At 52.8% G+C, this 20,597-nt stretch carries 23 protein-coding genes and 1 pseudogene; 16 read left to right on the forward strand and 8 right to left on the reverse strand.

What is annotated here, in order from left to right:
* Nucleotides 1–138: 138 nt before the first annotated feature.
* From speA to KQJ18_RS24870, 3 genes and pseudogenes are all read right to left on the reverse strand, one after another.
* Complete coding sequence (speA, locus tag KQJ18_RS04705) at nucleotides 139–2,115, reverse strand: biosynthetic arginine decarboxylase (protein ID WP_072014782.1); 1,977 nt, start codon at nucleotides 2,113–2,115, stop codon at nucleotides 139–141.
* Nucleotides 2,116–2,123: 8 nt separating this feature from the next.
* Nucleotides 2,124–2,255, reverse strand: a complete 132-nt coding sequence (gene yqgB / locus KQJ18_RS04710) for an acid stress response protein YqgB (RefSeq protein WP_064507034.1) — start codon at nucleotides 2,253–2,255, stop codon at nucleotides 2,124–2,126.
* A 258-nt stretch (nucleotides 2,256–2,513) separates the two neighbouring features.
* Nucleotides 2,514–2,615: pseudogene (locus KQJ18_RS24870) on the reverse strand (hypothetical protein); the annotation flags it as partial.
* 539 nt (nucleotides 2,616–3,154) lie between these two features.
* On the opposite strand from KQJ18_RS24870, the gene metK reads away from it, so the two are divergent.
* The 8 genes from metK to ruvX all read left to right on the forward strand — a co-directional run bounded on the left by metK (nucleotide 3,155) and on the right by ruvX (nucleotide 10,341).
* Nucleotides 3,155–4,309, forward strand: coding sequence for a methionine adenosyltransferase (gene metK, locus KQJ18_RS04720; protein WP_006686850.1), 1,155 nt, complete (start codon nucleotides 3,155–3,157; stop codon nucleotides 4,307–4,309).
* Between the two features lie 402 nt (nucleotides 4,310–4,711).
* On the forward strand, nucleotides 4,712–6,106 hold the full coding sequence (gene galP / locus KQJ18_RS04725; protein ID WP_069324803.1) for a galactose/proton symporter: 1,395 nt from the start codon (nucleotides 4,712–4,714) through the stop codon (nucleotides 6,104–6,106).
* A gap of 78 nt (nucleotides 6,107–6,184) precedes the next feature.
* Nucleotides 6,185–6,682 (forward strand): SprT family zinc-dependent metalloprotease, encoded by a 498-nt coding sequence (locus KQJ18_RS04730; RefSeq protein ID WP_137351598.1) that lies wholly within the window; start codon nucleotides 6,185–6,187, stop codon nucleotides 6,680–6,682.
* Nucleotides 6,683–6,776: 94 nt separating this feature from the next.
* On the forward strand, nucleotides 6,777–7,484 hold the full coding sequence (endA, locus tag KQJ18_RS04735) for a deoxyribonuclease I (protein ID WP_137347447.1): 708 nt from the start codon (nucleotides 6,777–6,779) through the stop codon (nucleotides 7,482–7,484).
* Nucleotides 7,485–7,558: 74 nt separating this feature from the next.
* Nucleotides 7,559–8,290, forward strand: coding sequence for a 16S rRNA (uracil(1498)-N(3))-methyltransferase (gene rsmE / locus KQJ18_RS04740; RefSeq protein ID WP_038633593.1), 732 nt, complete (start codon nucleotides 7,559–7,561; stop codon nucleotides 8,288–8,290).
* Nucleotides 8,291–8,302: 12 nt separating this feature from the next.
* Nucleotides 8,303–9,250: a glutathione synthase gene (gene gshB / locus KQJ18_RS04745; RefSeq protein ID WP_216421552.1), complete on the forward strand. Its 948-nt coding sequence runs from the start codon at nucleotides 8,303–8,305 to the stop codon at nucleotides 9,248–9,250.
* Between the two features lie 111 nt (nucleotides 9,251–9,361).
* Nucleotides 9,362–9,925, forward strand: coding sequence for a YqgE/AlgH family protein (locus tag KQJ18_RS04750; RefSeq protein WP_032940453.1), 564 nt, complete (start codon nucleotides 9,362–9,364; stop codon nucleotides 9,923–9,925).
* Nucleotides 9,925–10,341: a Holliday junction resolvase RuvX gene (gene ruvX, locus KQJ18_RS04755; RefSeq protein ID WP_038633601.1), complete on the forward strand. Its 417-nt coding sequence runs from the start codon at nucleotides 9,925–9,927 to the stop codon at nucleotides 10,339–10,341. The genes KQJ18_RS04750 and ruvX overlap by 1 nt, the downstream gene beginning before the upstream one ends.
* On the opposite strand, the gene KQJ18_RS04760 is transcribed toward ruvX, so the two are convergent.
* The gene (locus KQJ18_RS04760) at nucleotides 10,338–11,318 is read right to left on the reverse strand and encodes a type IV pilus twitching motility protein PilT (RefSeq protein ID WP_216421553.1); all 981 of its coding nucleotides are present in this window, start codon (nucleotides 11,316–11,318) and stop codon (nucleotides 10,338–10,340) included. The genes ruvX and KQJ18_RS04760 overlap by 4 nt on opposite strands.
* A 17-nt stretch (nucleotides 11,319–11,335) precedes the next feature.
* Here KQJ18_RS04760 and KQJ18_RS04765 point away from each other — a divergent pair, with 17 nt between their 5' ends.
* The 5 genes from KQJ18_RS04765 to hemW are packed head-to-tail and all read left to right on the forward strand — an operon-like array spanning nucleotide 11,336 to nucleotide 14,642.
* Nucleotides 11,336–12,040: a YggS family pyridoxal phosphate-dependent enzyme gene (locus tag KQJ18_RS04765; protein ID WP_199979281.1), complete on the forward strand. Its 705-nt coding sequence runs from the start codon at nucleotides 11,336–11,338 to the stop codon at nucleotides 12,038–12,040.
* A gap of 18 nt (nucleotides 12,041–12,058) precedes the next feature.
* On the forward strand, nucleotides 12,059–12,625 hold the full coding sequence (locus KQJ18_RS04770; protein ID WP_121529528.1) for a YggT family protein: 567 nt from the start codon (nucleotides 12,059–12,061) through the stop codon (nucleotides 12,623–12,625).
* The gene (yggU, locus tag KQJ18_RS04775; protein ID WP_003027101.1) at nucleotides 12,622–12,912 is read left to right on the forward strand and encodes a DUF167 family protein YggU; all 291 of its coding nucleotides are present in this window, start codon (nucleotides 12,622–12,624) and stop codon (nucleotides 12,910–12,912) included. The genes KQJ18_RS04770 and yggU overlap by 4 nt, the downstream gene beginning before the upstream one ends.
* Nucleotides 12,913–12,919: 7 nt before the next feature.
* Nucleotides 12,920–13,513: an XTP/dITP diphosphatase gene (locus tag KQJ18_RS04780; RefSeq protein ID WP_038633614.1), complete on the forward strand. Its 594-nt coding sequence runs from the start codon at nucleotides 12,920–12,922 to the stop codon at nucleotides 13,511–13,513.
* Entirely contained in the window at nucleotides 13,506–14,642 is a 1,137-nt protein-coding gene (gene hemW / locus KQJ18_RS04785; protein ID WP_216421554.1) for a radical SAM family heme chaperone HemW, read from the forward strand. Before KQJ18_RS04780 ends, hemW begins: the two co-directional genes overlap by 8 nt.
* 116 nt (nucleotides 14,643–14,758) lie before the next feature.
* Here hemW and ansB read toward each other — a convergent pair whose 3' ends face one another.
* The 4 genes from ansB to trmB form a co-directional block, all read right to left on the reverse strand.
* A complete protein-coding gene (gene ansB, locus KQJ18_RS04790; RefSeq protein WP_038633619.1) occupies nucleotides 14,759–15,805 on the reverse strand; it encodes an L-asparaginase 2 in 1,047 nt (348 codons plus the stop codon).
* A 188-nt stretch (nucleotides 15,806–15,993) separates the two neighbouring features.
* On the reverse strand, nucleotides 15,994–16,713 hold the full coding sequence (locus KQJ18_RS04795) for a DUF2884 domain-containing protein (RefSeq protein WP_038633622.1): 720 nt from the start codon (nucleotides 16,711–16,713) through the stop codon (nucleotides 15,994–15,996).
* Nucleotides 16,714–16,762: 49 nt separating this feature from the next.
* The gene (locus KQJ18_RS04800) at nucleotides 16,763–17,089 is read right to left on the reverse strand and encodes a YggL family protein (protein WP_038633626.1); all 327 of its coding nucleotides are present in this window, start codon (nucleotides 17,087–17,089) and stop codon (nucleotides 16,763–16,765) included.
* Nucleotides 17,089–17,808, reverse strand: coding sequence for a tRNA (guanosine(46)-N7)-methyltransferase TrmB (trmB, locus tag KQJ18_RS04805; RefSeq protein ID WP_038633629.1), 720 nt, complete (start codon nucleotides 17,806–17,808; stop codon nucleotides 17,089–17,091). The genes KQJ18_RS04800 and trmB overlap by 1 nt, the downstream gene beginning before the upstream one ends.
* 160 nt (nucleotides 17,809–17,968) lie before the next feature.
* On the opposite strand from trmB, the gene mutY reads away from it, so the two are divergent.
* The 3 genes from mutY (at nucleotide 17,969) to mltC (ending at nucleotide 20,490) form a co-directional block, all read left to right on the forward strand.
* Entirely contained in the window at nucleotides 17,969–19,021 is a 1,053-nt protein-coding gene (gene mutY, locus KQJ18_RS04810; RefSeq protein WP_110496878.1) for an A/G-specific adenine glycosylase, read from the forward strand.
* A gap of 27 nt (nucleotides 19,022–19,048) precedes the next feature.
* Nucleotides 19,049–19,318 carry an oxidative damage protection protein gene (locus KQJ18_RS04815; protein WP_003027126.1) on the forward strand — a complete coding sequence of 90 codons (270 nt, stop codon included), beginning with the start codon at nucleotides 19,049–19,051 and terminating at the stop codon, nucleotides 19,316–19,318.
* 86 nt (nucleotides 19,319–19,404) lie between these two features.
* Nucleotides 19,405–20,490, forward strand: a complete 1,086-nt coding sequence (gene mltC / locus KQJ18_RS04820; protein ID WP_160955388.1) for a membrane-bound lytic murein transglycosylase MltC — start codon at nucleotides 19,405–19,407, stop codon at nucleotides 20,488–20,490.
* The last annotated feature ends 107 nt before the right edge of the window (nucleotides 20,491–20,597 follow it).

Raw genomic sequence — 20,597 nt, forward strand, 5'->3', positions numbered from 1 at the left:
AAAAAAATCCCCTCCGCGTCGTTAAGCCCGACGAGGAAGGGATTGATTTACGTGACTACTTGTATCGGCGAATTATCGCCGTTAATTTGTACGGATTCAAGTGAGCGCCGCAAACGCAGCGCCACCGGGAATTTACCGTTATTCATCTTCCAGATAGGTGTATCCGTACAGCCCTGCTTCAAATTCTTCGAGGAACTGTTGTTGCAACTCGGCGTCCAGATCGGTGTTTTTCACCTGATCACGGAACTGCGTCAGCAGCGTTTTCGGATCCAACTGCACGTACTGCAGCATATCCGCCACGGTATCGCCTTCGTCAGACAGCTCAACTTCCACGCTGCCGTCAGGGAAGACAAACACGTCAACGGCTTCGGTATCGCCGAACAGGTTGTGCATGTTACCAAGGATCTCCTGATACGCGCCGACCATAAAGAAGCCCAGCATCGGCGGGTTCTCCGGGTCGTATTCCGGCATCGGCATGGTGGTGGCAATACCATCCCCGTCAACGTAATGGTCGATAGCACCATCAGAGTCACAGGTAATATCCAGCAGCACCGCGCGGCGCTCAGGCGCTTGGTTCAGCCCTTCCAGCGGCAGCACCGGGAACAGTTGGTCGATCCCCCACGCATCCGGCATTGACTGGAACAGTGAGAAGTTGACGTAAATCTTATCCGCCATCCGCTCCTGCAGCTCATCGATAATCGGGCGGTGCGCGCGATTGCTCGGATCGAGTTGTTTTTGCACATTATGGCACATGTTCAGATAGAGCTGCTCTGCCCACGCACGTTCCTGCAGGCTAAAGGTGCCAGAAGAGTAGCCAACGTGAATATCGTGCAGGTCCATCTGGCTGTCGTGCAGCCATTCACGCAGCGAACGACGCGTGCCCGGCTCGTGCATCTCCTGCCAGGTTTCCCACATGCTTTGCAGGGAGCGCGGCGCGTTGTCTGCCGGCGGCGTCGCTTCGGTAATTTCGCTACGCTCAACGCCAATGATGTTGGAGACCAGCACGGTATGGTGCGCGGTAACGGCACGACCCGATTCAGTGATCACTGTCGGGTGCGGTAGACCATGCTCTTCACAGGCATCGCCAATCGCCCAGATAATGTTGTTGGCGTATTCGTTCAGGCCGTAGTTTACGGAGCAGTCGGACTGCGAGCGGGTACCTTCATAGTCCACGCCCAGGCCGCCGCCCACGTCGAAGCACTGAATATTCACGCCCAGCTTGTGCAGCTCAACGTAGAAACGGGCCGACTCACGCACGCCAGTGGCGATATCACGAATGTTCGCCATCTGCGAGCCGAGGTGGAAGTGCAGCAGTTGAATGCTGTCCAGACGGCCGCGCTCACGCAGAATTTCTACCAGTTGCAGTACCTGGTTTGCCGCCAGGCCGAATTTGGATTTTTCACCACCGGAGGACTGCCACTTGCCGGAACCCTGCGACGCCAGACGCGCACGCACGCCCAGACGCGGAACGACATTCAGGCGTTCAGCTTCATCCAACACGATGGCGATTTCAGACATCTTCTCGATAACCAGATAGACCTTATGGCCCATCTTCTCGCCAATCAGCGCCAGACGGATGTATTCACGGTCTTTATAGCCGTTACAGACGATCACGCTACGGGTCATTCCGGCATGAGCCAGAACGGCCATCAGTTCAGCCTTGGAACCCGCTTCCAGTCCCAACGGTTCGCCGGAGTGGATCAGTGATTCAATCACGCGACGGTGTTGGTTGACCTTGATCGGGTAAACGAGGAAATAGTCACCGTTGTAGCCGTAGGATTCACGGGCGCGTTTGAACGCGGCGTTAATCGAACGCAGTCGGTGTTGCAGGATCTGCGGGAAGCAGAACAAAGCAGGCAGACGCTGGCCCTGCGCTTCACGGGCTTTCACCAACTCAGCAAGGTCAACACGCGCTTCTGGTACGTCCGGATCCGGGCACACGCTGATGTGACCCAGTTCATTGACGTCATAGTAGTTATTACCCCACCAGGCAATATTGTAAGTACGCAGCATCTTGCTGGCTTCCTCGGAACTCATTGCAACCTCCTGCATGGAGCGTAGTACACCGTGTTCGCCTGCTGACGAAGGCGAACCCAAAGAAATGTCGTCAGACATAGCGAACCTCAAATTTTATTAACAAGTGTAAAACAGTTGACTACTATCGCAATCCAAAGACGCGATAACAACCCAAATACAGGCAGAATTTCCAGCAGATAGTGCTGACGCTCCGACTGTGCGACCGGTTTCTTTTTCATATCATTGTAAACACGTAACCGAACGTACTGCTGACAGTTCGGCGAAACCACGAGAAAACTCTTGTTTACCAAGAGCGCCCTTGTTCAGTTCTTAGTGACCGTTACCGGCTCTTGAGTCCTGAGATACGCCGAGATGGGTATACACTTCATCCTTCATGCAGCCTCTTTGTTGGCTACGCGCATTCGCCCCAGTCACGTACTACTCGTACGTTCAGGAGACTCATTCATTTGCCGCCTCGACGCAGCATAAATGATTTTGTGTATATAACATCGACAGGTATGCAAAACAGAGATGCAGATTGCGGGGGACATATGTACACCAGAACGGTGCGACAGATTCAGCAGAATACAACGGTTCATTATCTCGTATCACCTCCACGGTTGCTCCTTAGGGAGAACCCACAAGCCAAAGCTAAAGTTTTAACCCGGCTGGAAGTGGCAACACGATGAAAATGTCGTGTGCTTTTTGTCTATCCTAAATAATTCGAGTTGCGGGAAGGCGGCAACGCAGAGAGTCCCCGGGAGCTTACATAAGTAAGTGACTGGGGCGAGCGAGGAAGCCAACGCACATGCAACTTGAAGTATGACGGATATGAGCCGCGCGCCGCGTTTTATACCGATATGGGGAGTAAAAAGCAAAAGATAAATGCACACATTGCCAGCACCGTCAGGAAAAATTTCCAGTTACATTTTCAGTACAATGCGACCTCAATCAAAAAAAGCTGGAAATCAGGCGAAGAACTGTCCTAAAATAGCCGTCCAGATGTTAATCCATCTATACCGATTAACACTCAGACTGCCAGTGTCCGTCATCTGCAGACTCATGGTAGAATCTTCTACACATGGCTATCCCACTCGACAGTTTGAGCTAACCAAATTCTCCTTAGGTGAAATTAAATATGGCAAAACACCTTTTTACGTCCGAGTCCGTATCAGAAGGGCATCCTGACAAAATCGCTGACCAAATCTCTGATGCCGTGCTGGATGCAATCCTGGAACAGGATCCGAAAGCACGCGTTGCCTGCGAAACCTACGTCAAAACCGGTATGGTTTTAGTTGGCGGTGAGATCACCACCAGCGCATGGGTCGATATCGAAGAGATCACCCGTAACACGGTGCGCGAAATTGGCTATGTGCATTCCGACATGGGTTTTGACGCCAACTCTTGTGCGGTACTGAGCGCAATTGGTAAACAGTCTCCGGACATCAACCAGGGCGTTGACCGTGCCGATCCGCTGGAACAGGGCGCGGGCGACCAGGGCCTGATGTTTGGCTACGCCACCAACGAAACCGACGTGCTGATGCCAGCCCCGATTACCTATGCTCACCGTCTGGTGCAGCGTCAGGCTGAAGTGCGTAAAAACGGCACCTTATCCTGGCTGCGCCCGGATGCAAAAAGCCAGGTTACCTTCCAGTATGACGACGGCAAAATCGTCGGTATTGATGCGGTCGTTCTGTCGACTCAGCACTCTGAAGATATCGATCAGAAATCGCTGCAAGAAGCCGTTATGGAAGAGATCATCAAGCCGGTACTGCCGACTGAATGGCTGAATGCTTCTACCAAATTCTTCATCAACCCAACCGGTCGTTTCGTTATCGGCGGCCCAATGGGCGACTGCGGTCTGACCGGTCGTAAGATTATCGTTGATACCTACGGCGGTATGGCTCGTCACGGTGGCGGCGCATTCTCTGGTAAGGATCCGTCTAAAGTTGACCGTTCCGCAGCCTATGCGGCCCGCTACGTCGCGAAAAACATCGTTGCCGCTGGCCTGGCTGACCGTTGTGAGATTCAGGTTTCCTACGCCATCGGCGTGGCTGAACCGACCTCTATCATGGTAGAAACGTTCGGTACCGAAAAAGTGCCTTCAGAACAGTTGACCCTGCTGGTGCGTGAGTTCTTCGACCTGCGCCCGTATGGTCTGATTCAGATGCTGGATCTGCTGCACCCAATCTACAAAGAAACCGCAGCCTATGGTCACTTTGGTCGTGAGCATTTCCCTTGGGAAAAAACCGACAAAGCGCAACTGCTGCGTGACGCTGCCGGACTGAAATAATTCAGTCACGACTGAACGCTTATGCTTCTTAAGACCAGCCTCGGCTGGTCTTTTTTATGCCCATCTTCTCTCTGCCTCCCCTTTCCATAACAGCGCTATTAATCCTCTTTTTGAACGAAAATGAAAGCGATTACATTAAGCTGTGTTTCCTCCCTCTTCTAATTAACATAACCTGGCCATCTCTTGTGCATCATTGTTACATTACTTTTCAGTATTGTCTTAATTCCAGGCAAATAACTGTATCGTATTATTATAAAAACCTTATCTTTCAAAGTCATAATTAATAATCGCCATGAATGCTAATGTAAGCGATTACACTAATGTGATGTGATTCGCATTTTTTTACCCCGTACTCACCTACCCTTAACATCAACAAAACTAGCTACCCAACCGGAGGGCATCATGCCTGACAATAAAAAAACGGGGCGTTCCAACAAAGCCATGACATTTTTTGTCTGCTTTCTTGCAGCCCTGGCTGGATTACTTTTTGGCCTGGATATCGGTGTTATTGCCGGTGCTTTACCGTTCATCACCGACGAGTTTCAAATTACCCCGCACACTCAAGAATGGGTGGTGAGCTCAATGATGTTTGGTGCGGCTGTAGGCGCTGTCGGCAGCGGCTGGCTCTCCTTCAAACTGGGGCGTAAAAAGAGCCTGATGATTGGCGCGATCCTGTTTGTTGCCGGTTCATTGTTCTCCGCCGCGGCACCAAACGTTGAAGTGCTACTGGTTTCCCGCGTTCTGCTGGGCCTGGCCGTTGGCGTTGCGTCTTATACCGCGCCGCTGTACCTGTCCGAAATCGCACCGGAAAAAATCCGCGGCAGCATGATCTCGATGTATCAGTTGATGATCACCATCGGGATCCTCGGCGCTTACCTCTCCGATACCGCGTTCAGTTATAGCGGCGCATGGCGCTGGATGCTGGGCGTAATCATTATCCCTGCTCTGTTACTGCTGATTGGCGTTATCTTCCTGCCGGACAGCCCGCGTTGGTTTGCAGCTAAACGTCGTTTTGTCGATGCCGAGCGCGTTCTGTTGCGTCTGCGTGATACCAGCGCTGAGGCCAAACGCGAACTGGATGAAATTCGTGAGAGTCTGCAGGTTAAACAAAGCGGCTGGGCGCTGTTTAAAGAAAACAGCAACTTCCGTCGCGCAGTGTTCCTTGGCGTGCTGTTACAGGTGATGCAGCAGTTCACCGGGATGAACGTCATCATGTACTACGCGCCAAAAATCTTTGAACTGGCGGGTTATACCAACACCACCGAGCAGATGTGGGGAACGGTTATCGTTGGCCTGACCAACGTGCTGGCAACCTTTATCGCCATTGGTCTGGTTGACCGCTGGGGCCGTAAACCTACGCTGATTCTTGGCTTTATCGTTATGGCTGTAGGTATGGGCGTACTGGGCACCATGATGCATGTGGGTATCCACTCCGCTGCCGCCCAGTACTTTGCCGTGCTGATGCTGCTGATGTTTATCGTTGGCTTCGCGATGAGTGCCGGTCCGCTGATTTGGGTACTGTGTTCTGAAATTCAGCCGCTGAAAGGCCGCGATTTCGGCATCACCTGCTCTACCGCAACCAACTGGATTGCTAACATGATCGTCGGCGCAACCTTCCTGACGATGCTGAACTCGCTGGGCAGCGCTAACACCTTCTGGGTCTACGGCGGCCTGAACGTCCTGTTCATCTTCCTGACCCTGTGGCTAATCCCGGAAACGAAAAACGTCTCTCTGGAACACATTGAACGTAACCTGATGAAAGGTCGTAAACTGCGCGAAATTGGCGCACACGACTAATCACTCAAGGCTTCCTCCCCAGGCGGGAGGAAGCCTTCCTCTTGCAGTCCCTTCCCTGTCGCACTATCCTCTGGCGTTATGAAAACCTCCCGACTTCCCATCGCCATCCAGCAAGCCGTTATGCGCAGCCTGCGGGAAAAACTCGCCCAGGCCAATCTCAAGCTGGAACGTCATTACCCGGAGCCAAAGCTGGTTTACCAACAGCGCGGAACCGCCGCAGGTACGGCGTGGCTACAAACTTACGAAATCCGCCTCAACCCGGTGCTGCTGATGGAAAACATCGATGCGTTCGTTAACGAAGTGGTCCCCCATGAACTGGCGCATTTGCTGGTGTGGAAGCACTTTGGCCGCGTCCCGCCGCACGGAAAAGAGTGGAAATGGATGATGGAGAGTGTGCTGGGCGTCCCGGCCCGACGCACGCATCAGTTTGAGCTGCAATCCGTGCAACGTAAAACCTTTGCTTACCGCTGTAAGTGCCAGGAACATCACTTGACCGTTCGCCGCCATAACCGTGTTGTTCGCGGTGAAGCTACCTACCGCTGCGTCCATTGCGGCGAACCACTGGTTGCAGAATAATATTCAGAATTATCAGGAACCTTTCTGATCTCGCTGATTGCATACAAGAACAACTTTCGCTACGTTGCGGGCTCGTTTTGACACGGAGTTCGTGATGTACCGTAATCTTTCTTTTGCCGCGGTCATGTTAGCCGCTGCGTTTTCTGGCCCGGTGTTAGCCGAAGGTATCAACAGTTTTTCTCAGGCGAAAGCAGCAGGCGTCAAAGTTAACGCCGATGCGCCGGGCGATTTCTACTGCGGTTGTAAAATTAACTGGCAAGGTAAAAAAGGGGTCGTTGACCTTGAATCCTGCGGCTATAAAGTGCGAAAAAACGAAAACCGCGCCAGTCGTATCGAATGGGAACATGTTGTCCCTGCCTGGCAGTTTGGCCATCAGCGCCAGTGCTGGCAGGACGGAGGACGTAAAAACTGCGCCAAAGATCCAGTCTATCGCCAGATGGAAAGCGATATGCATAACCTGCAGCCTGCAGTGGGTGAAGTAAATGGCGATCGCGCAAACTTTATGTACAGCCAGTGGAACGGTGGCGAAGGCCAGTATGGACAGTGCGCCATGAAGGTTGATTTCAAAGAGAAAGTTGCCGAGCCGCCAGCCCGCGCCCGCGGCGCTATCGCACGCACCTATTTTTATATGCGCGACCAATACAACCTGACGCTCTCCCGCCAACAAACCCAGCTTTTTAATGCCTGGAACAAGCAATATCCGGTTACCGACTGGGAGTGTGAGCGCGACGAACGCATTGCGAAGGTACAGGGGAACCATAACCCCTATGTGCAACGCGCTTGCCAGGCGCAAAAGAGCTAACCTACACTAGCGGCAATATTTTTAACCATGCCCTGGCCTTTCGCAGCCCAGGGCCATGACGCGGATGTTTAACTATGCGCATTCCTCGCATTTATCACCCTGAACCACTCGCTTCCGGCAGCCAAATTTCACTGTGTGAAGATGCCGCCAACCATATCGGTCGTGTGCTGCGTATGGGACCAGGCCAGGCGTTACAGCTGTTTGACGGCAGCAATCAAATCTTTGACGCCGAAATCACTCACGCCAGCAAGAAAAGCGTTGACGTGAAGGTGCTTAACGCCGAACTCGACGATCGTGAATCGCCGTTGCACATCCATCTGGGCCAGGTGATGTCGCGCGGCGAAAAAATGGAATTTACTATCCAGAAATCGATCGAACTGGGTGTAAGCCTCATTACGCCACTTTTTTCTGAGCGCTGCGGCGTTAAACTGGACAGTGAACGCCTGAACAAAAAGCTCCAGCAGTGGCAGAAAATCGCCATTGCCGCCTGCGAACAGTGCGGTCGTAACCGGGTGCCTGAAATTCGCCCGGCAATGGATCTGGAAGCATGGTGCGCTGAGCAGGACGAAGGGTTAAAACTGAACCTGCATCCTCGCGCCAGCGCCAGCATCAATACGCTGCCGCTGCCGGTAGAGCGCATCCGCTTGCTGATTGGCCCGGAGGGTGGGCTGTCGGCAGATGAAATTGCCATGACCGCACGTTATCAGTTTACTGATATTCTGTTAGGACCTCGCGTTCTGCGTACTGAGACAACTGCGCTCACCGCCATTACCGCGCTACAGGTGCGTTTTGGCGATCTGGGCTAACGGAGAAGAACAATGATCAAGCTCGGCATCGTGATGGATCCCATCGCAAGCATCAACATCAAGAAGGATTCCAGCTTCGCTATGCTGCTGGAAGCACAACGTCGTGGTTACGAAATTCACTATATGGAGATGGCCGATCTTTATCTGATCAACGGTGAAGCCCGCGCCCGTACGCGGACCCTGAGCGTAGAGCAGAACTACGACAAATGGTATGAGTTCAAGGGTGAGCAGGATCTCCCGCTGGCCGATCTGGATGTGATTCTGATGCGTAAGGATCCGCCATTTGATACTGAGTTCATTTACGCGACCTATATTCTGGAACGTGCAGAAGAAAAAGGGACGTTAATCGTCAACAAACCGCAGAGCCTGCGCGATTGTAACGAAAAACTTTTTACCGCATGGTTTGCCGACCTGACGCCAGAAACGCTGGTCACCCGTAACAAAGCGCAGCTAAAAGCCTTCTGGCAAAAGCACAGCGACATCATTCTCAAGCCGCTGGACGGCATGGGCGGCGCATCTATTTTCCGTGTGAAGGAAGGTGACCCGAATCTCGGCGTTATTGCCGAAACGCTGACCGAACATGGTACTCGCTACTGCATGGCGCAGAACTATTTGCCAGCAATCAAAGACGGCGACAAACGCGTACTGGTCGTGGATGGCGAACCCGTTCCGTACTGCCTGGCGCGTATTCCGCAGGGTGGTGAAACCCGTGGCAACCTGGCCGCCGGTGGTCGTGGCGAGCCGCGTCCATTAACCGACAACGACTGGGAAATTGCCCGCCGCATTGGGCCAACGCTGAAAGCGAAGGGGTTGATTTTTGTCGGTCTGGATATCATTGGCGATCGCCTGACGGAAATTAACGTCACCAGCCCAACCTGTATTCGTGAGATTGAAGCAGAATTCCCGGTTTCGATTACCGGTATGTTGATGGATGCCATTGAGGCTCGTTTGCAAAAATAAAAGAACTCGCCGGTAGAAGGGATCCTACCAATACTCATAGTGACAGCGCTCGTATTTGTACGCATACTGGGCGCTGTTGCTTTTTTGAACCAGGAAACAGAACCTCTGACAATGAATTTACAGCATCACTTTCTTATTGCCATGCCTGCTCTCCAGGATCCGATTTTCCGCCGTTCCGTGGTGTATATCTGTGAACACAATGAGAACGGAGCAATGGGGATTATCATCAATAAACCTCTGGAAAACTTACAAATTGAAGGGATTCTGGAAAAGCTGAAAATTACACCTGAAGCACGCGATCCGGCTATTCGTCTGGATAAACCGGTGATGCTCGGCGGACCGCTGGCGGAAGACCGTGGGTTTATTCTGCATACCCCGCCGTCACGCTTTGCATCCAGTATCCGCATTTCAGATAACACCATCATCACCACCTCCCGCGATGTATTAGAAACCTTAGGTACGCAGGAGCAACCCTCTGAGGTGCTGGTTGCGCTAGGCTATTCATCATGGGAAAAAGGCCAGCTCGAACAAGAACTGCTGGATAATGCCTGGCTTACGGCCCCCGCCGATCTCAACATCTTGTTTAAAACGCCGATTGCCGACCGCTGGCGCGATGCGGCGAAACTTATCGGGATAGATATTCTGACCATGCCTGGCGTGGCGGGACATGCCTGATGAGCGGAACATTACTCTCTTTCGACTTTGGTACCAAAAGCATTGGCGTTGCGATTGGTCAGCGTATTACCGGTACCGCGAGACCCTTGCCCGCGATCAAAGCACAGGACGGTACGCCGGACTGGAATTTGATTGAACGCCTGCTGAAAGAGTGGCAGCCGGACGAAATCATTGTCGGCTTACCGCTCAATATGGATGGCACCGAACAACCCCTTACCGCACGCGCACGCAAGTTCGCTAACCGTATTCACGGTCGTTTTGGCGTTACCGTGACGTTGCATGATGAGCGTTTGAGTACCGTCGAAGCCCGTTCCGGCCTGTTTGAGCAAGGCGGGTACCGGGCACTGAATAAAGGTAAAGTGGACTCTGCTTCTGCCGTTATTATTCTCGAAAGCTATTTCGAGCAGGGCTACTAAAGCCGTCCCTGCGCCTGGCGCTGCTGCAGGCTCTGCGTAAACGTCTGCATGCCTGTCTGTTGCCCGGTTTGAATTACGCCGGGTAGCTGATGCGTTTTCCCTTCACGGATCAGGTTACCGACGGCGGGCGTGTTGATGAGCAGTTCGAATAGCGCCACGCGTCCTCCCTGCTTATCTTGTTCCAGCTTTTGCGAAAGCACTGCCCGCAGGCTGTCTGCCAGTTGATTACGCACCGGATCTTTCTCCGGTGCGGGAAAAGTATCCACCAGCCGCGCAATCGCCTGAGCCGCCCCTCGCGTGTGTAACGTTGCCAGCACCAGATGCCCGGTTTCCGCAGCCGTTAACGCCAGACGAATGGTTTCTACGTCGCGCAGCTCGCCCAGCAGAATGACATCAGGATCTTCGCGTAGCGCGCCGCGCAAACCGGCGGCGAAAGAAGCGCAGTGTACGCCCACCTCCCGTTGTTGAATGAGACAACGCTGGCTGGTGTAACGATATTCAATGGGATCTTCCAGCGTCAAAATATGTCCCGCGACGTGCTGATTAAGATATGCCACCATCGCCGCCAGGGTCGTTGATTTACCGCTGCCGGTAGCGCCGGTCACCAGAATTAATCCATTTTCACTGTGCAGCAACTCAGGTAAGGCGGCGGGAGTCTGGAGATCATCCAAACATGGGCAATCAAGCGGCAATAGCCTTAGCGCCAGAGAGATTCCCTGCTGATGCACAAATGCGCTCGCGCGCAGACGCCGTGAGTTCGCCAGCGTAATGGCAAAATCCAGCTGCCCCTGTTTCTGCCACTGTACCTGTTGTTGCTCACTGAGCCAGCACATCAGCAACGTCTCTACGTCAGGCGTGGTAAACGGCGCGATTTCGACATTTCCGCGTATGCGCCAGCGCGCAGGCCATGCATTGCACAGGTGTAGATCCGACACGTAATGCTTTACACTAAGGGCCACTATTTCTTCCATATTCATATGAACATCCTCGGAAAATGAACGATATCGCGCATAACCTGGCACAGGTCCGGGACAAAATCTCAGCCGCCGCGACGCGTTGCGGGCGGTCTTCAGAAGAAGTTACGTTGCTTGCAGTCAGTAAAACCAAACCTGCGAGCGCCATCGAAGATGCCATTGCCGCAGGTCAGCGAGCCTTCGGTGAAAACTATGTTCAGGAAGGAGTGGATAAAATTCGCTACTTCCGGGAACAAGGCGTCAACGATCTGCAGTGGCACTTTATCGGCCCACTGCAGTCCAACAAAAGCCGTCTGGTCGCTGAACATTTTGACTGGTGTCATACGATTGATCGCCTACGCATCGCTGCCCGTCTGAGCGAACAGCGCCCGGCGGAACTGCCGCCGCTGAATGTGCTGATCCAAATTAATATCAGCGATGAGAACAGTAAGTCGGGTATTCCGCTGGCAGAGCTTGATGCACTGGCCGCTGAGGTCGCCGCATTGCCGCGTATTAACCTGCGTGGTCTGATGGCAATTCCGGCGCCTGAGTCAGATTATGTAAGGCAGTTTGAAGTTGCACAGCAAATGGCTGTAGCATTTACCGGGTTGAAAACACGCTACCCAGGCATCGACACCCTCTCACTGGGGATGTCTGATGATATGGATGCCGCAATTGCGGCGGGTAGCACGATGGTGCGCATTGGCACCGCCATTTTTGGTGCTCGTGATTACACTAAAAAATAGGGAAAACTAAGGAACACCATGAATACGTTGACCTTCCTGCTCTCAACGGTAATTGAGCTGTATACCATGGCGCTGCTGCTACGCGTGTGGATGCAATGGTCTCGCTGCGATTTTTACAACCCGTTCTCGCAGTTTATAGTGAAAATCACTCAGCCTGTTATTGGGCCGTTACGCCGTGTGATTCCCCCGATGGGGCCGATTGACAGCGCCTCGGCATTAGTTGCGTTCGTTCTCAGCTTTATCAAAGCCATCGTGCTGTTTAAGGTGGTCACGTTCCAGCCGATTATCTGGATCGCCGCCGTACTGATTGTCCTCAAGACCATCGGACTGCTGATTTTCTGGGTACTGCTGGTGATGGCGATTATGAGCTGGGTCAGTCAGGGCCGCAGCCCTGTTGAATATGTGTTGATCCAACTGGCGGACCCACTGCTGCGCCCTATCCGTCGTATACTCCCGGGCATGGGCGGCATCGATTTCTCGCCGATGATTCTGGTTCTGCTGCTCTATGTGATTAACATGGGTATCGCGGAAGTGTTACAGGCGACAGGTAATATGCTGCTGCCGGGGCTGTGGATGGCGCTATGAGTGCCGTTACACCCTGCGACGACGGTCTGGTTTTACGGCTCTACATTCAGCCTAAAGCCAGCCGTGACAGTATTGTGGGTTTGCATGGCGACGAAGTAAAAGTCGCCATTACCGCCCCGCCGGTGGATGGGCAAGCGAACAGCCATCTGGTGAAATTTCTCGGCAAACAGTTCCGTGTGGCAAAAAGCCAGGTCGTTATTGAGAAGGGCGAGCTTGGCCGTCACAAACAGGTTAAAATCATTCATCCGCAACAGATCCCGCCCGAAATTGCGGCACTAACTGATTAGGTATCCCATGCAAAAAGTTGTCCTCGCGACCGGCAATGCCGGTAAAGTGCGTGAACTCGCCTCTCTTCTGAGTGATTTCGGACTTGATGTCGTTGCCCAAACGGATCTGGGTGTTGATTCTGCAGAAGAGACCGGGCTGACGTTTATTGAGAATGCCATTCTGAAGGCGCGTCATGCCGCGCAAATTACCGGACTACCGGCCATTGCTGATGACTCCGGTCTGGCGGTGAACGCCCTGGGCGGCGCGCCGGGCATCTATTCGGCCCGTTATTCCGGCGAAGATGCGACCGACAGGCAGAATCTGGAAAAACTGCTTCACACCCTGCAGGATGTTCCTGATGACAAGCGCCAGGCACAGTTCCACTGCGTGCTGGTCTATATGCGCCACGCAGACGATCCAACGCCGGTAGTGTGCCACGGAAGCTGGCCGGGTATTATTACCCGTGAACCTGCCGGAAACGGTGGCTTTGGCTACGACCCGATCTTCTTTGTGCCGACTGAAGGGAAAACGGCGGCTGAACTGACCCGGGAAGAGAAAAGTGCGATTTCTCACCGCGGACAGGCGTTGAAGCTGCTGCTGGATGCCCTGCGTAATGGTTAAGCTTCCGCCGCTAAGTCTTTATATTCACATCCCGTGGTGCGTGCAAAAATGTCCGTACTGCGACTTTAACTCGCATGCACTGAAGGGCGATGTTCCTCATGACGACTATGTGCAGCATCTGTTGAGCGATCTGGATACTGAGGTTGCCCACGCCCAGGAACGTGAAGTAAAGACAATTTTTATCGGTGGCGGTACGCCGAGCCTGCTTTCTGGCCCGGCAATGCAAACACTGCTCGACGGCGTGCGCGCAAGCCTGAAGCTGGCCGCGGATGCAGAAATCACGATGGAGGCGAATCCCGGTACGGTGGAAGCCGATCGCTTTGTTGATTATCAACGCGCTGGCGTAAACCGAATCTCCATTGGCGTACAGAGCTTTAGCGTCGCCAAACTTGAGCGCCTGGGGCGTATTCACGGACCGGAAGAAGCCAAACGTGCCGCGAATCTGGCGAGCGGTCTGGGGCTACGTAGCTTTAATCTCGATCTGATGCACGGCCTGCCGGATCAGACTCTGGAAGAGGCGTTGGGCGATTTGCAACAGGCCATCGCGCTCAACCCGCCGCATCTCTCCTGGTATCAGCTGACTATCGAACCCAACACGCTATTTGGTTCACGTCCGCCGGTATTACCGGACGATGACGCGCTGTGGGATATTTTTGAGCAAGGCCACCAGTTGCTGACTGCCGCGGGGTATCAACAGTACGAAACCTCAGCCTATGCGAAACCGGGCTATCAGTGTCAGCACAATCTCAATTACTGGCGTTTTGGCGACTATCTTGGCATTGGCTGCGGCGCGCACGGCAAAATCACTTTCCCGGACGGACGCATCCTGCGCACCACCAAAACGCGGCATCCACGCGGATACATGCAAGGACGTTACCTGGAAAGCCAGCGTGATGTCGCCGAAGCCGACAAGCCGTTCGAGTTCTTTATGAACCGTTTCCGGCTACTGGAGGCCGCGCCGCGTGCAGAATTCACGCAATACACCGGGCTTGCCGAAGACGTTATTCGTGGACAGATTGATGCAGCTATCGCCCAGGGTTACCTGAGTGAATGCGATGAATACTGGCAGATTACCCAACACGGTAAGCTGTTTTTGAATTCGCTGCTGGAATTGTTCCTGGCGGAGTAATACGGTAACGATGTAGGCCGGATAAGGCCTTGAGCCGCCATCCGGCAAATTGCCTGATGGCGCTGCGCTTATCAGGCCTACAGGGTTAGGGCGATAAGCGCAGCCACCTGCATCGATTAATACTGATTAAACATTTCCTGGATCTGCTTAGGATCCTTGGTTTGCGTCAGCGCAAGCTGCAGCAGAACACGCGCTTTTTGCGGGTTCAGAGAACCTGAAGCCACAAAGCCGTATTTCGCATCATCAACTTCAGCATCCTGCGTGGTGGAGCCGGTTGGTACACGGGAGGAACGCACCACGACGGTACCTTTATGCGCGGCAGTGGCCAGCGTATCGAATACCGTTTTATACAAGTTGCCGTTACCTACACCCGCACTGACGATACCCGCATAACCCGCGTCGACCAGCGCTTTGGCCGGCAGATCCGAGGCGTTAGCGTAGTTGTAAACAATCCCCACTTTCGGCAGTTCGGTCAGCTTAGACACATCGAACGGAGTAGACGTGGTGTGCTTACGCGCAGGCGTACGCTGGTAGTCAATCTTGCCGTTATGGATGTAGCCCAGCGGGCCATAGTTAACGGATTTGAAGGTGGCTACATCGGTAGTGTTGGTTTTGGTCACGTCGCGACCATCCATCACGGTGTCGTTCATCACCACCAGCACGCCACGGTTGGCAGAGGCTTTGTCTGCAGCCGTCACCACTGCGTTATACAGGTTGAACGGACCATCGGCGCTCATCCCTGTAGACGGACGCATTGCACCCACCAGCACTACCGGCTTGTTGCACTTGACGGTCAGGTCGAGGAAATAGGCGGTTTCTTCCATGGTATCCGTACCATGTGTCACGACAAAACCGTCGGTTTTATCACACTCGGTGTTAATCTTTTTCGCCAGCGTTAACCAGACGTCGTCATTCATATCCTGAGAGCCGATGTTCACCACCTGCTCGCCTTTAACAACCGCGATGTCTTTCAACTGAGGTACGGCTTCAACCAGATTCTCTACGCCTACCTTGCCTGCCGTGTAGTTAGATTTTGTCGCGGAATCACCACCGCCGGCAATGGTCCCGCCGGTTGCTAAAATAGTGATGTTTGGCAGTGCAAGCGCCGCGCCGCTGAAACCCATAACCAGTGCGGCAAGTGCCGTTTTCTTGAAAAACTCCATGTTATTTCTCCAGTTACTTGAATTTGCAGCATTATGTCTATCTTACAGATGAATAATGTGACGGCATCCAATTAACCAGATTTATATCTCCATCAAATTGCCATTCTTAGAGATGGATATCAAAAAAACAGAAAGATACAAAATAAAACGGCACAGAATGTTTCTGTGCCGTTAAAAAGAGGTGAAAATTATTTCAGCGTGCTAACCAGCGTTTTACGATCGTTTTCCAGCGTCACGACGCGGGCGCAAACATCTTTGCCAAACTGCTGGAAGTCTTGTTCCTGATTCTTCCATTCGTTCTGAATTGACGTTTGCAAACCACCGAGGCTCCCGAGCACGCCCTGCAGCGGATTACCGCCGCCTTTGAGCACAGCTTTGGCACCCATCTCGTTGATGCTGTCCTGCAAAATGCCGCCCATCGCCTGATTCACTAATTGCTGCCCGTCGGCGCGGACCTGGTCAATCGCCTTATAGTGGAAGGTCAGCCCATCAGTACGATGTTCGATGATGCGGTTCATCTGCGCTTTCAATTGCGCATCCAGCTTGGTTAAGCGGCCACGCATGTTGCTGCTTTCACCGACCTCTTTGGCGATGATTTTGTCCAGCGCCACGCGACCTTTCTCTACGCGCGCTCTGGCACCTTCGTCAATCCACGGCAGGCTGCTACGCAACGCGGCCTGATAATCTTTAGCCTGCTCACGCTGTGCGGCGTTCAGGTTGTACTGCTTACCGTTAAAGGTGACATCGCCGGCCTGGGTAATAACCAGATCGCCGTTTTCGCCTTTCACCTGCACCGTTTGTGGGTTCAAAATCACATCGTCACGTGGGGTGACGCTGCACTGATAATCGGCATGTGCGGCCATCGCCGTGAACGTTAGGACTGCCGCCAGCAGCGTTTTGCGCATCATATCTTTCCCTCAATACAAATCGGGCCGGCATTTGCCGACCCTGTGCTACTTAGTCCCACCAAATATCGAAAAGTTCGCTGGTGCGCACTTCTTCAAGTTTATGCTCTTCCAGCCACTTACGGACGATTGCCTGATGTTCTTCGGTGCATTTGCCGATTTCCTGCAGACAGATCAGACCTTCCCAGGCCAGATAGCCGCTGCCGTCAAAGGCCAGTTTGTTCGGTTCGATAACCTCATCGATAAAGTCATCAACGATTTTATCGACCTGCTCTCCAGATGTACCTTCCGGGAAACGCCATGCAACCGAAAATCCTATTTCCTGGAATTCGTCGATGTGCATTTTTTTACGCAGACGACGGCTACGGTTCTTTGCCATTATTTCACCCTCTCGAACATTAAGTCCCATACGCCGTGGCCAAGACGATGACCACGTTGTTCAAATTTGGTTACCGGGCGCGATTGTGGGCGCGGTACATAATCGTTACTCTCTGACTGGTTTTTATACCCGTCGATAGAGGACATCACTTCCAGCATGTGCTCCGCATACGCTTCCCAGTCGGTTGCCATATGGAACACGCCGCCCAGCTTCAGCTTACTTAAGATATGCTCAGCAAACGGTACCTGAACGATACGGCGTTTATTATGACGTGCTTTATGCCACGGGTCAGGGAAAAACAGCTGAACCATAGATAAAGAATTGTCAGGAATCATTTTATGCAGGACTTCAACGGCATCATGGCACATGACACGCAAGTTCTCGACGCCCTCTTCATGGGCTGAAGCCAGACACGCGCCAACGCCCGGCGAGTGAACCTCGATGCCGAGGAAATTCTGTTCCGGACGCGCTTTCGCCATCGCCACCAGCGAAGCCCCCATCCCAAAACCAATTTCAAGCGTGACTGGCGCATCGCGACCAAACAGCGCAGCGAAATCTACAGGCTCTTCGCTGAACTCAACGCCCATCACCGGCCAGTAGTTTTCCAGCGCGTGTTCCTGCCCTTTCGTCAGTCGCCCCTGGCGACGAACAAAACTACGAATCCGGCGCAGAGGGCGGCCGTTTTCATCAAATTCCGGTGAAATGACGTCGTTCTTCATAAAAGTTTAGTCTGCTGTGTTTGAGTTCTGAAAACGGGCATTATCCAAAGTTAGTTGCCGGATGCAAGTAAAGGAAGAAAGTGAGCAGCGGAAAGTTCCGGTTTACACCCCGTTGCCGCTGTGCTGCAATCTTGCCCCCGGCAATAATGAAACGGTAATCATGCAAGCCTCTCAATTTTCAGCTCAGGTTTTGAGCTGGTACGACAAATACGGGCGCAAGACGCTGCCCTGGCAAATTGACAAGACGCCTTACAAAGTATGGCTCTCTGAGGTGATGCTGCAACAAACTCAGGTTGCCACCGTTATCCCCTATTTTGAGCGCTTTATGACGCGCTTTCCGACGGTAACGGATTTGGCCCATGCGCCGCTGGATGAAGTTCTGCATTTATGGACCGGACTGGGCTATTACGCCCGTGCGCGCAATTTACATAAAGCCGCGCAGCAGGTTGTGGCGCTGCATGGCGGTACTTTTCCGCAAACCTTTGATGAAGTCGCCGCCCTGCCAGGCGTTGGACGCTCGACCGCAGGCGCGATCCTTTCACTCTCTCTGGGTCAGCATTTTCCGATTCTTGACGGTAACGTCAAACGCGTGCTGGCTCGCTGTTATGCTGTAAGCGGCTGGCCGGGGAAAAAAGAGGTCGAAAAGAAACTGTGGGAACTGAGCGAGCAGGTTACGCCTGCCCACGGCGTTGAGCGTTTTAACCAGGCGATGATGGATTTAGGCGCTATGGTTTGTACACGTTCAAAGCCTAAATGTTCGCTGTGTCCGTTAGAAAATGGCTGTGTAGCGGCCGCCAATGCAAGCTGGGCGCTGTATCCTGGTAAAAAACCCAAACAGACGTTACCGGAACGTACGGGCTATTTTTTACTGCTGCAGCATGATGACGAGGTGTTGCTATCGCAGCGTCCGCCCAGCGGCTTATGGGGTGGTTTATACTGTTTTCCGCAGTTTGACGACGAAGATGGGCTGCGTAAGTGGCTGGCGCAACGGCAAATTAACACAGATAATCTGATCCAACTTAATGCGTTTCGCCATACCTTTAGCCATTTCCACTTAGATATTGTGCCTATGTGGCTTCCCGTGTCTTCATGCACCTCATGCATGGATGAAGGCAACGCGCTCTGGTATAACTTAGCGCAACCGCCATCTGTTGGACTGGCGGCTCCCGTGGAGCGTTTGTTACAGCAATTACGTGCCGGTACACAGGTTTAACGTAGCGGTCGAAAGAGAGGATTTTTTATGAGCAGAACGATTTTTTGCACTTTCCTGCAACGCGAAGCAGAAGGTCAGGATTTTCAGCTGTACCCAGGCGATCTGGGAAAACGCATTTATAACGAGATTTCTAAAGAAGCCTGGGCGCAATGGCAGCACAAGCAAACCATGCTGATTAACGAGAAGAAACTCAATATGATGAACGTCGAGCACCGTAAACTGCTGGAGCAGGAGATGATCAACTTCCTGTTTGAGGGTAAGGACGTGCATATTGAAGGCTATACACCAGAGTCATAAGAACCGTTGCCGGATGGCGCTGCGCTTATCCGGCCGACGATTTAATCTGGTCCTTGCATATAACAAACACAACACGCACTCCCGGAATGATGAAAAAATATCTCGCGCTTGCCGTTATTGCGCCGTTGCTCATCTCCTGTTCCAATTCGACCAAAAAAGGCGATTCCTATAACGAAGCCTGGGTCAAGGATACCAACGGTTTTGATATTCTGATGGGGCAATTTGCCCATAACATTGAGAATCTGTGGGGATTTAAGGAAGTGCTGATTGCGGGTCCGAAGGACTACGTAAAGTATACCGATCAGTACCAAACCCGCAGCCACATCAACTTTGATGACGGTACGATAACCGTCGAGACCATTGCCGGAACAGATCCTGCCGGGCACCTGCGTCGGGCGATTATCAAGACGTTGCTGATGGGCGATGATCCGGGTTCTATCGATCTCTATTCCGATGTCGACGACATTAAGATTTCCAAAGAGCCGTTCCTGTACGGACAGGTGGTCGATAATACCGGACAGCCAATTCGTTGGGAGGGACGTGCCACCAACTTTGCCAACTACCTGCTGCAAACGCGACTTAAAAGCCGCAGCAATGGCCTGCGTATCATTTATAGCGTAACGATCAATCTGGTACCAAACCACCTTGATAAGCGCGCGCATAAATACATCGGCATGGTGCGTCAGGCATCGCGTAAGTATGGCGTTGACGAATCGCTGATTCTGGCCATCATGCAAACCGAATCCTCGTTTAACCCGTATGCGGTCAGCCATGCCGATGCGCTGGGACTGATGCAGGTGGTACAACACAGCGCCGGGAAAGATGTTTTCCGCTCGCAAGGGCGATCAGGCACACCTAGCCGCAGCTTCCTGTTTGACCCGGCCAGCAACATTGATACCGGCACGGCTTATCTGGCCATGCTCAACAATGTCTATTTGGGCGGCATTGATAATCCAACCTCGCGTCGCTATGCGGTGATCACCGCGTATAACGGCGGTGCCGGCAGCGTGCTGCGTGTGTTCTCGAATGATAAAATTCAGGCCGCGAATATCATTAACAGCATGTCCCCTGGGGACGTTTATCAAATCCTGACCACCCGACACCCATCAGCTGAATCACGCCGATACCTTTACAAGGTCAATTCCGCACAAAAATCATATCGACGCCGCTAATGTATCCCTCTTCTGGCCCCTTAAACGAGGTTCAGAAGAGGGAAAAGTGTTAACTCCATCACTCTTTTGCCTTGCAATTAGAAATTGTTTGCAAATATTTGTCACAG

Origin of the sequence: Citrobacter sp. S55_ASV_140 (assembly GCF_018919505.1) — a bacterium.
Taxonomy (GTDB): domain Bacteria; phylum Pseudomonadota; class Gammaproteobacteria; order Enterobacterales; family Enterobacteriaceae; genus Citrobacter; species Citrobacter werkmanii.

Excerpts from the sequence above, each read along its gene's own strand:
- speA (WP_072014782.1), bottom strand. The coding sequence starts at position 2,115 with ATGTCTGACGACATTTCTTTGGGTTCGCCTTCGTCAGCAGGCGAACAC.
- yqgB (WP_064507034.1), bottom strand. The coding sequence starts at position 2,255 with ATGAAAAAGAAACCGGTCGCACAGTCGGAGCGTCAGCACTATCTGCTG.
- metK (WP_006686850.1), top strand. The coding sequence starts at position 3,155 with ATGGCAAAACACCTTTTTACGTCCGAGTCCGTATCAGAAGGGCATCCT.
- galP (WP_069324803.1), top strand. The coding sequence starts at position 4,712 with ATGCCTGACAATAAAAAAACGGGGCGTTCCAACAAAGCCATGACATTT.
- KQJ18_RS04730 (WP_137351598.1), top strand. The coding sequence starts at position 6,185 with ATGAAAACCTCCCGACTTCCCATCGCCATCCAGCAAGCCGTTATGCGC.
- endA (WP_137347447.1), top strand. The coding sequence starts at position 6,777 with ATGTACCGTAATCTTTCTTTTGCCGCGGTCATGTTAGCCGCTGCGTTT.
- rsmE (WP_038633593.1), top strand. The coding sequence starts at position 7,559 with ATGCGCATTCCTCGCATTTATCACCCTGAACCACTCGCTTCCGGCAGC.
- gshB (WP_216421552.1), top strand. The coding sequence starts at position 8,303 with ATGATCAAGCTCGGCATCGTGATGGATCCCATCGCAAGCATCAACATC.
- KQJ18_RS04750 (WP_032940453.1), top strand. The coding sequence starts at position 9,362 with ATGAATTTACAGCATCACTTTCTTATTGCCATGCCTGCTCTCCAGGAT.
- ruvX (WP_038633601.1), top strand. The coding sequence starts at position 9,925 with ATGAGCGGAACATTACTCTCTTTCGACTTTGGTACCAAAAGCATTGGC.
- KQJ18_RS04760 (WP_216421553.1), bottom strand. The coding sequence starts at position 11,318 with ATGAATATGGAAGAAATAGTGGCCCTTAGTGTAAAGCATTACGTGTCG.
- KQJ18_RS04765 (WP_199979281.1), top strand. The coding sequence starts at position 11,336 with ATGAACGATATCGCGCATAACCTGGCACAGGTCCGGGACAAAATCTCA.
- KQJ18_RS04770 (WP_121529528.1), top strand. The coding sequence starts at position 12,059 with ATGAATACGTTGACCTTCCTGCTCTCAACGGTAATTGAGCTGTATACC.
- yggU (WP_003027101.1), top strand. The coding sequence starts at position 12,622 with ATGAGTGCCGTTACACCCTGCGACGACGGTCTGGTTTTACGGCTCTAC.
- KQJ18_RS04780 (WP_038633614.1), top strand. The coding sequence starts at position 12,920 with ATGCAAAAAGTTGTCCTCGCGACCGGCAATGCCGGTAAAGTGCGTGAA.
- hemW (WP_216421554.1), top strand. The coding sequence starts at position 13,506 with ATGGTTAAGCTTCCGCCGCTAAGTCTTTATATTCACATCCCGTGGTGC.
- ansB (WP_038633619.1), bottom strand. The coding sequence starts at position 15,805 with ATGGAGTTTTTCAAGAAAACGGCACTTGCCGCACTGGTTATGGGTTTC.
- KQJ18_RS04795 (WP_038633622.1), bottom strand. The coding sequence starts at position 16,713 with ATGATGCGCAAAACGCTGCTGGCGGCAGTCCTAACGTTCACGGCGATG.
- KQJ18_RS04800 (WP_038633626.1), bottom strand. The coding sequence starts at position 17,089 with ATGGCAAAGAACCGTAGCCGTCGTCTGCGTAAAAAAATGCACATCGAC.
- trmB (WP_038633629.1), bottom strand. The coding sequence starts at position 17,808 with ATGAAGAACGACGTCATTTCACCGGAATTTGATGAAAACGGCCGCCCT.
- mutY (WP_110496878.1), top strand. The coding sequence starts at position 17,969 with ATGCAAGCCTCTCAATTTTCAGCTCAGGTTTTGAGCTGGTACGACAAA.
- KQJ18_RS04815 (WP_003027126.1), top strand. The coding sequence starts at position 19,049 with ATGAGCAGAACGATTTTTTGCACTTTCCTGCAACGCGAAGCAGAAGGT.
- mltC (WP_160955388.1), top strand. The coding sequence starts at position 19,405 with ATGATGAAAAAATATCTCGCGCTTGCCGTTATTGCGCCGTTGCTCATC.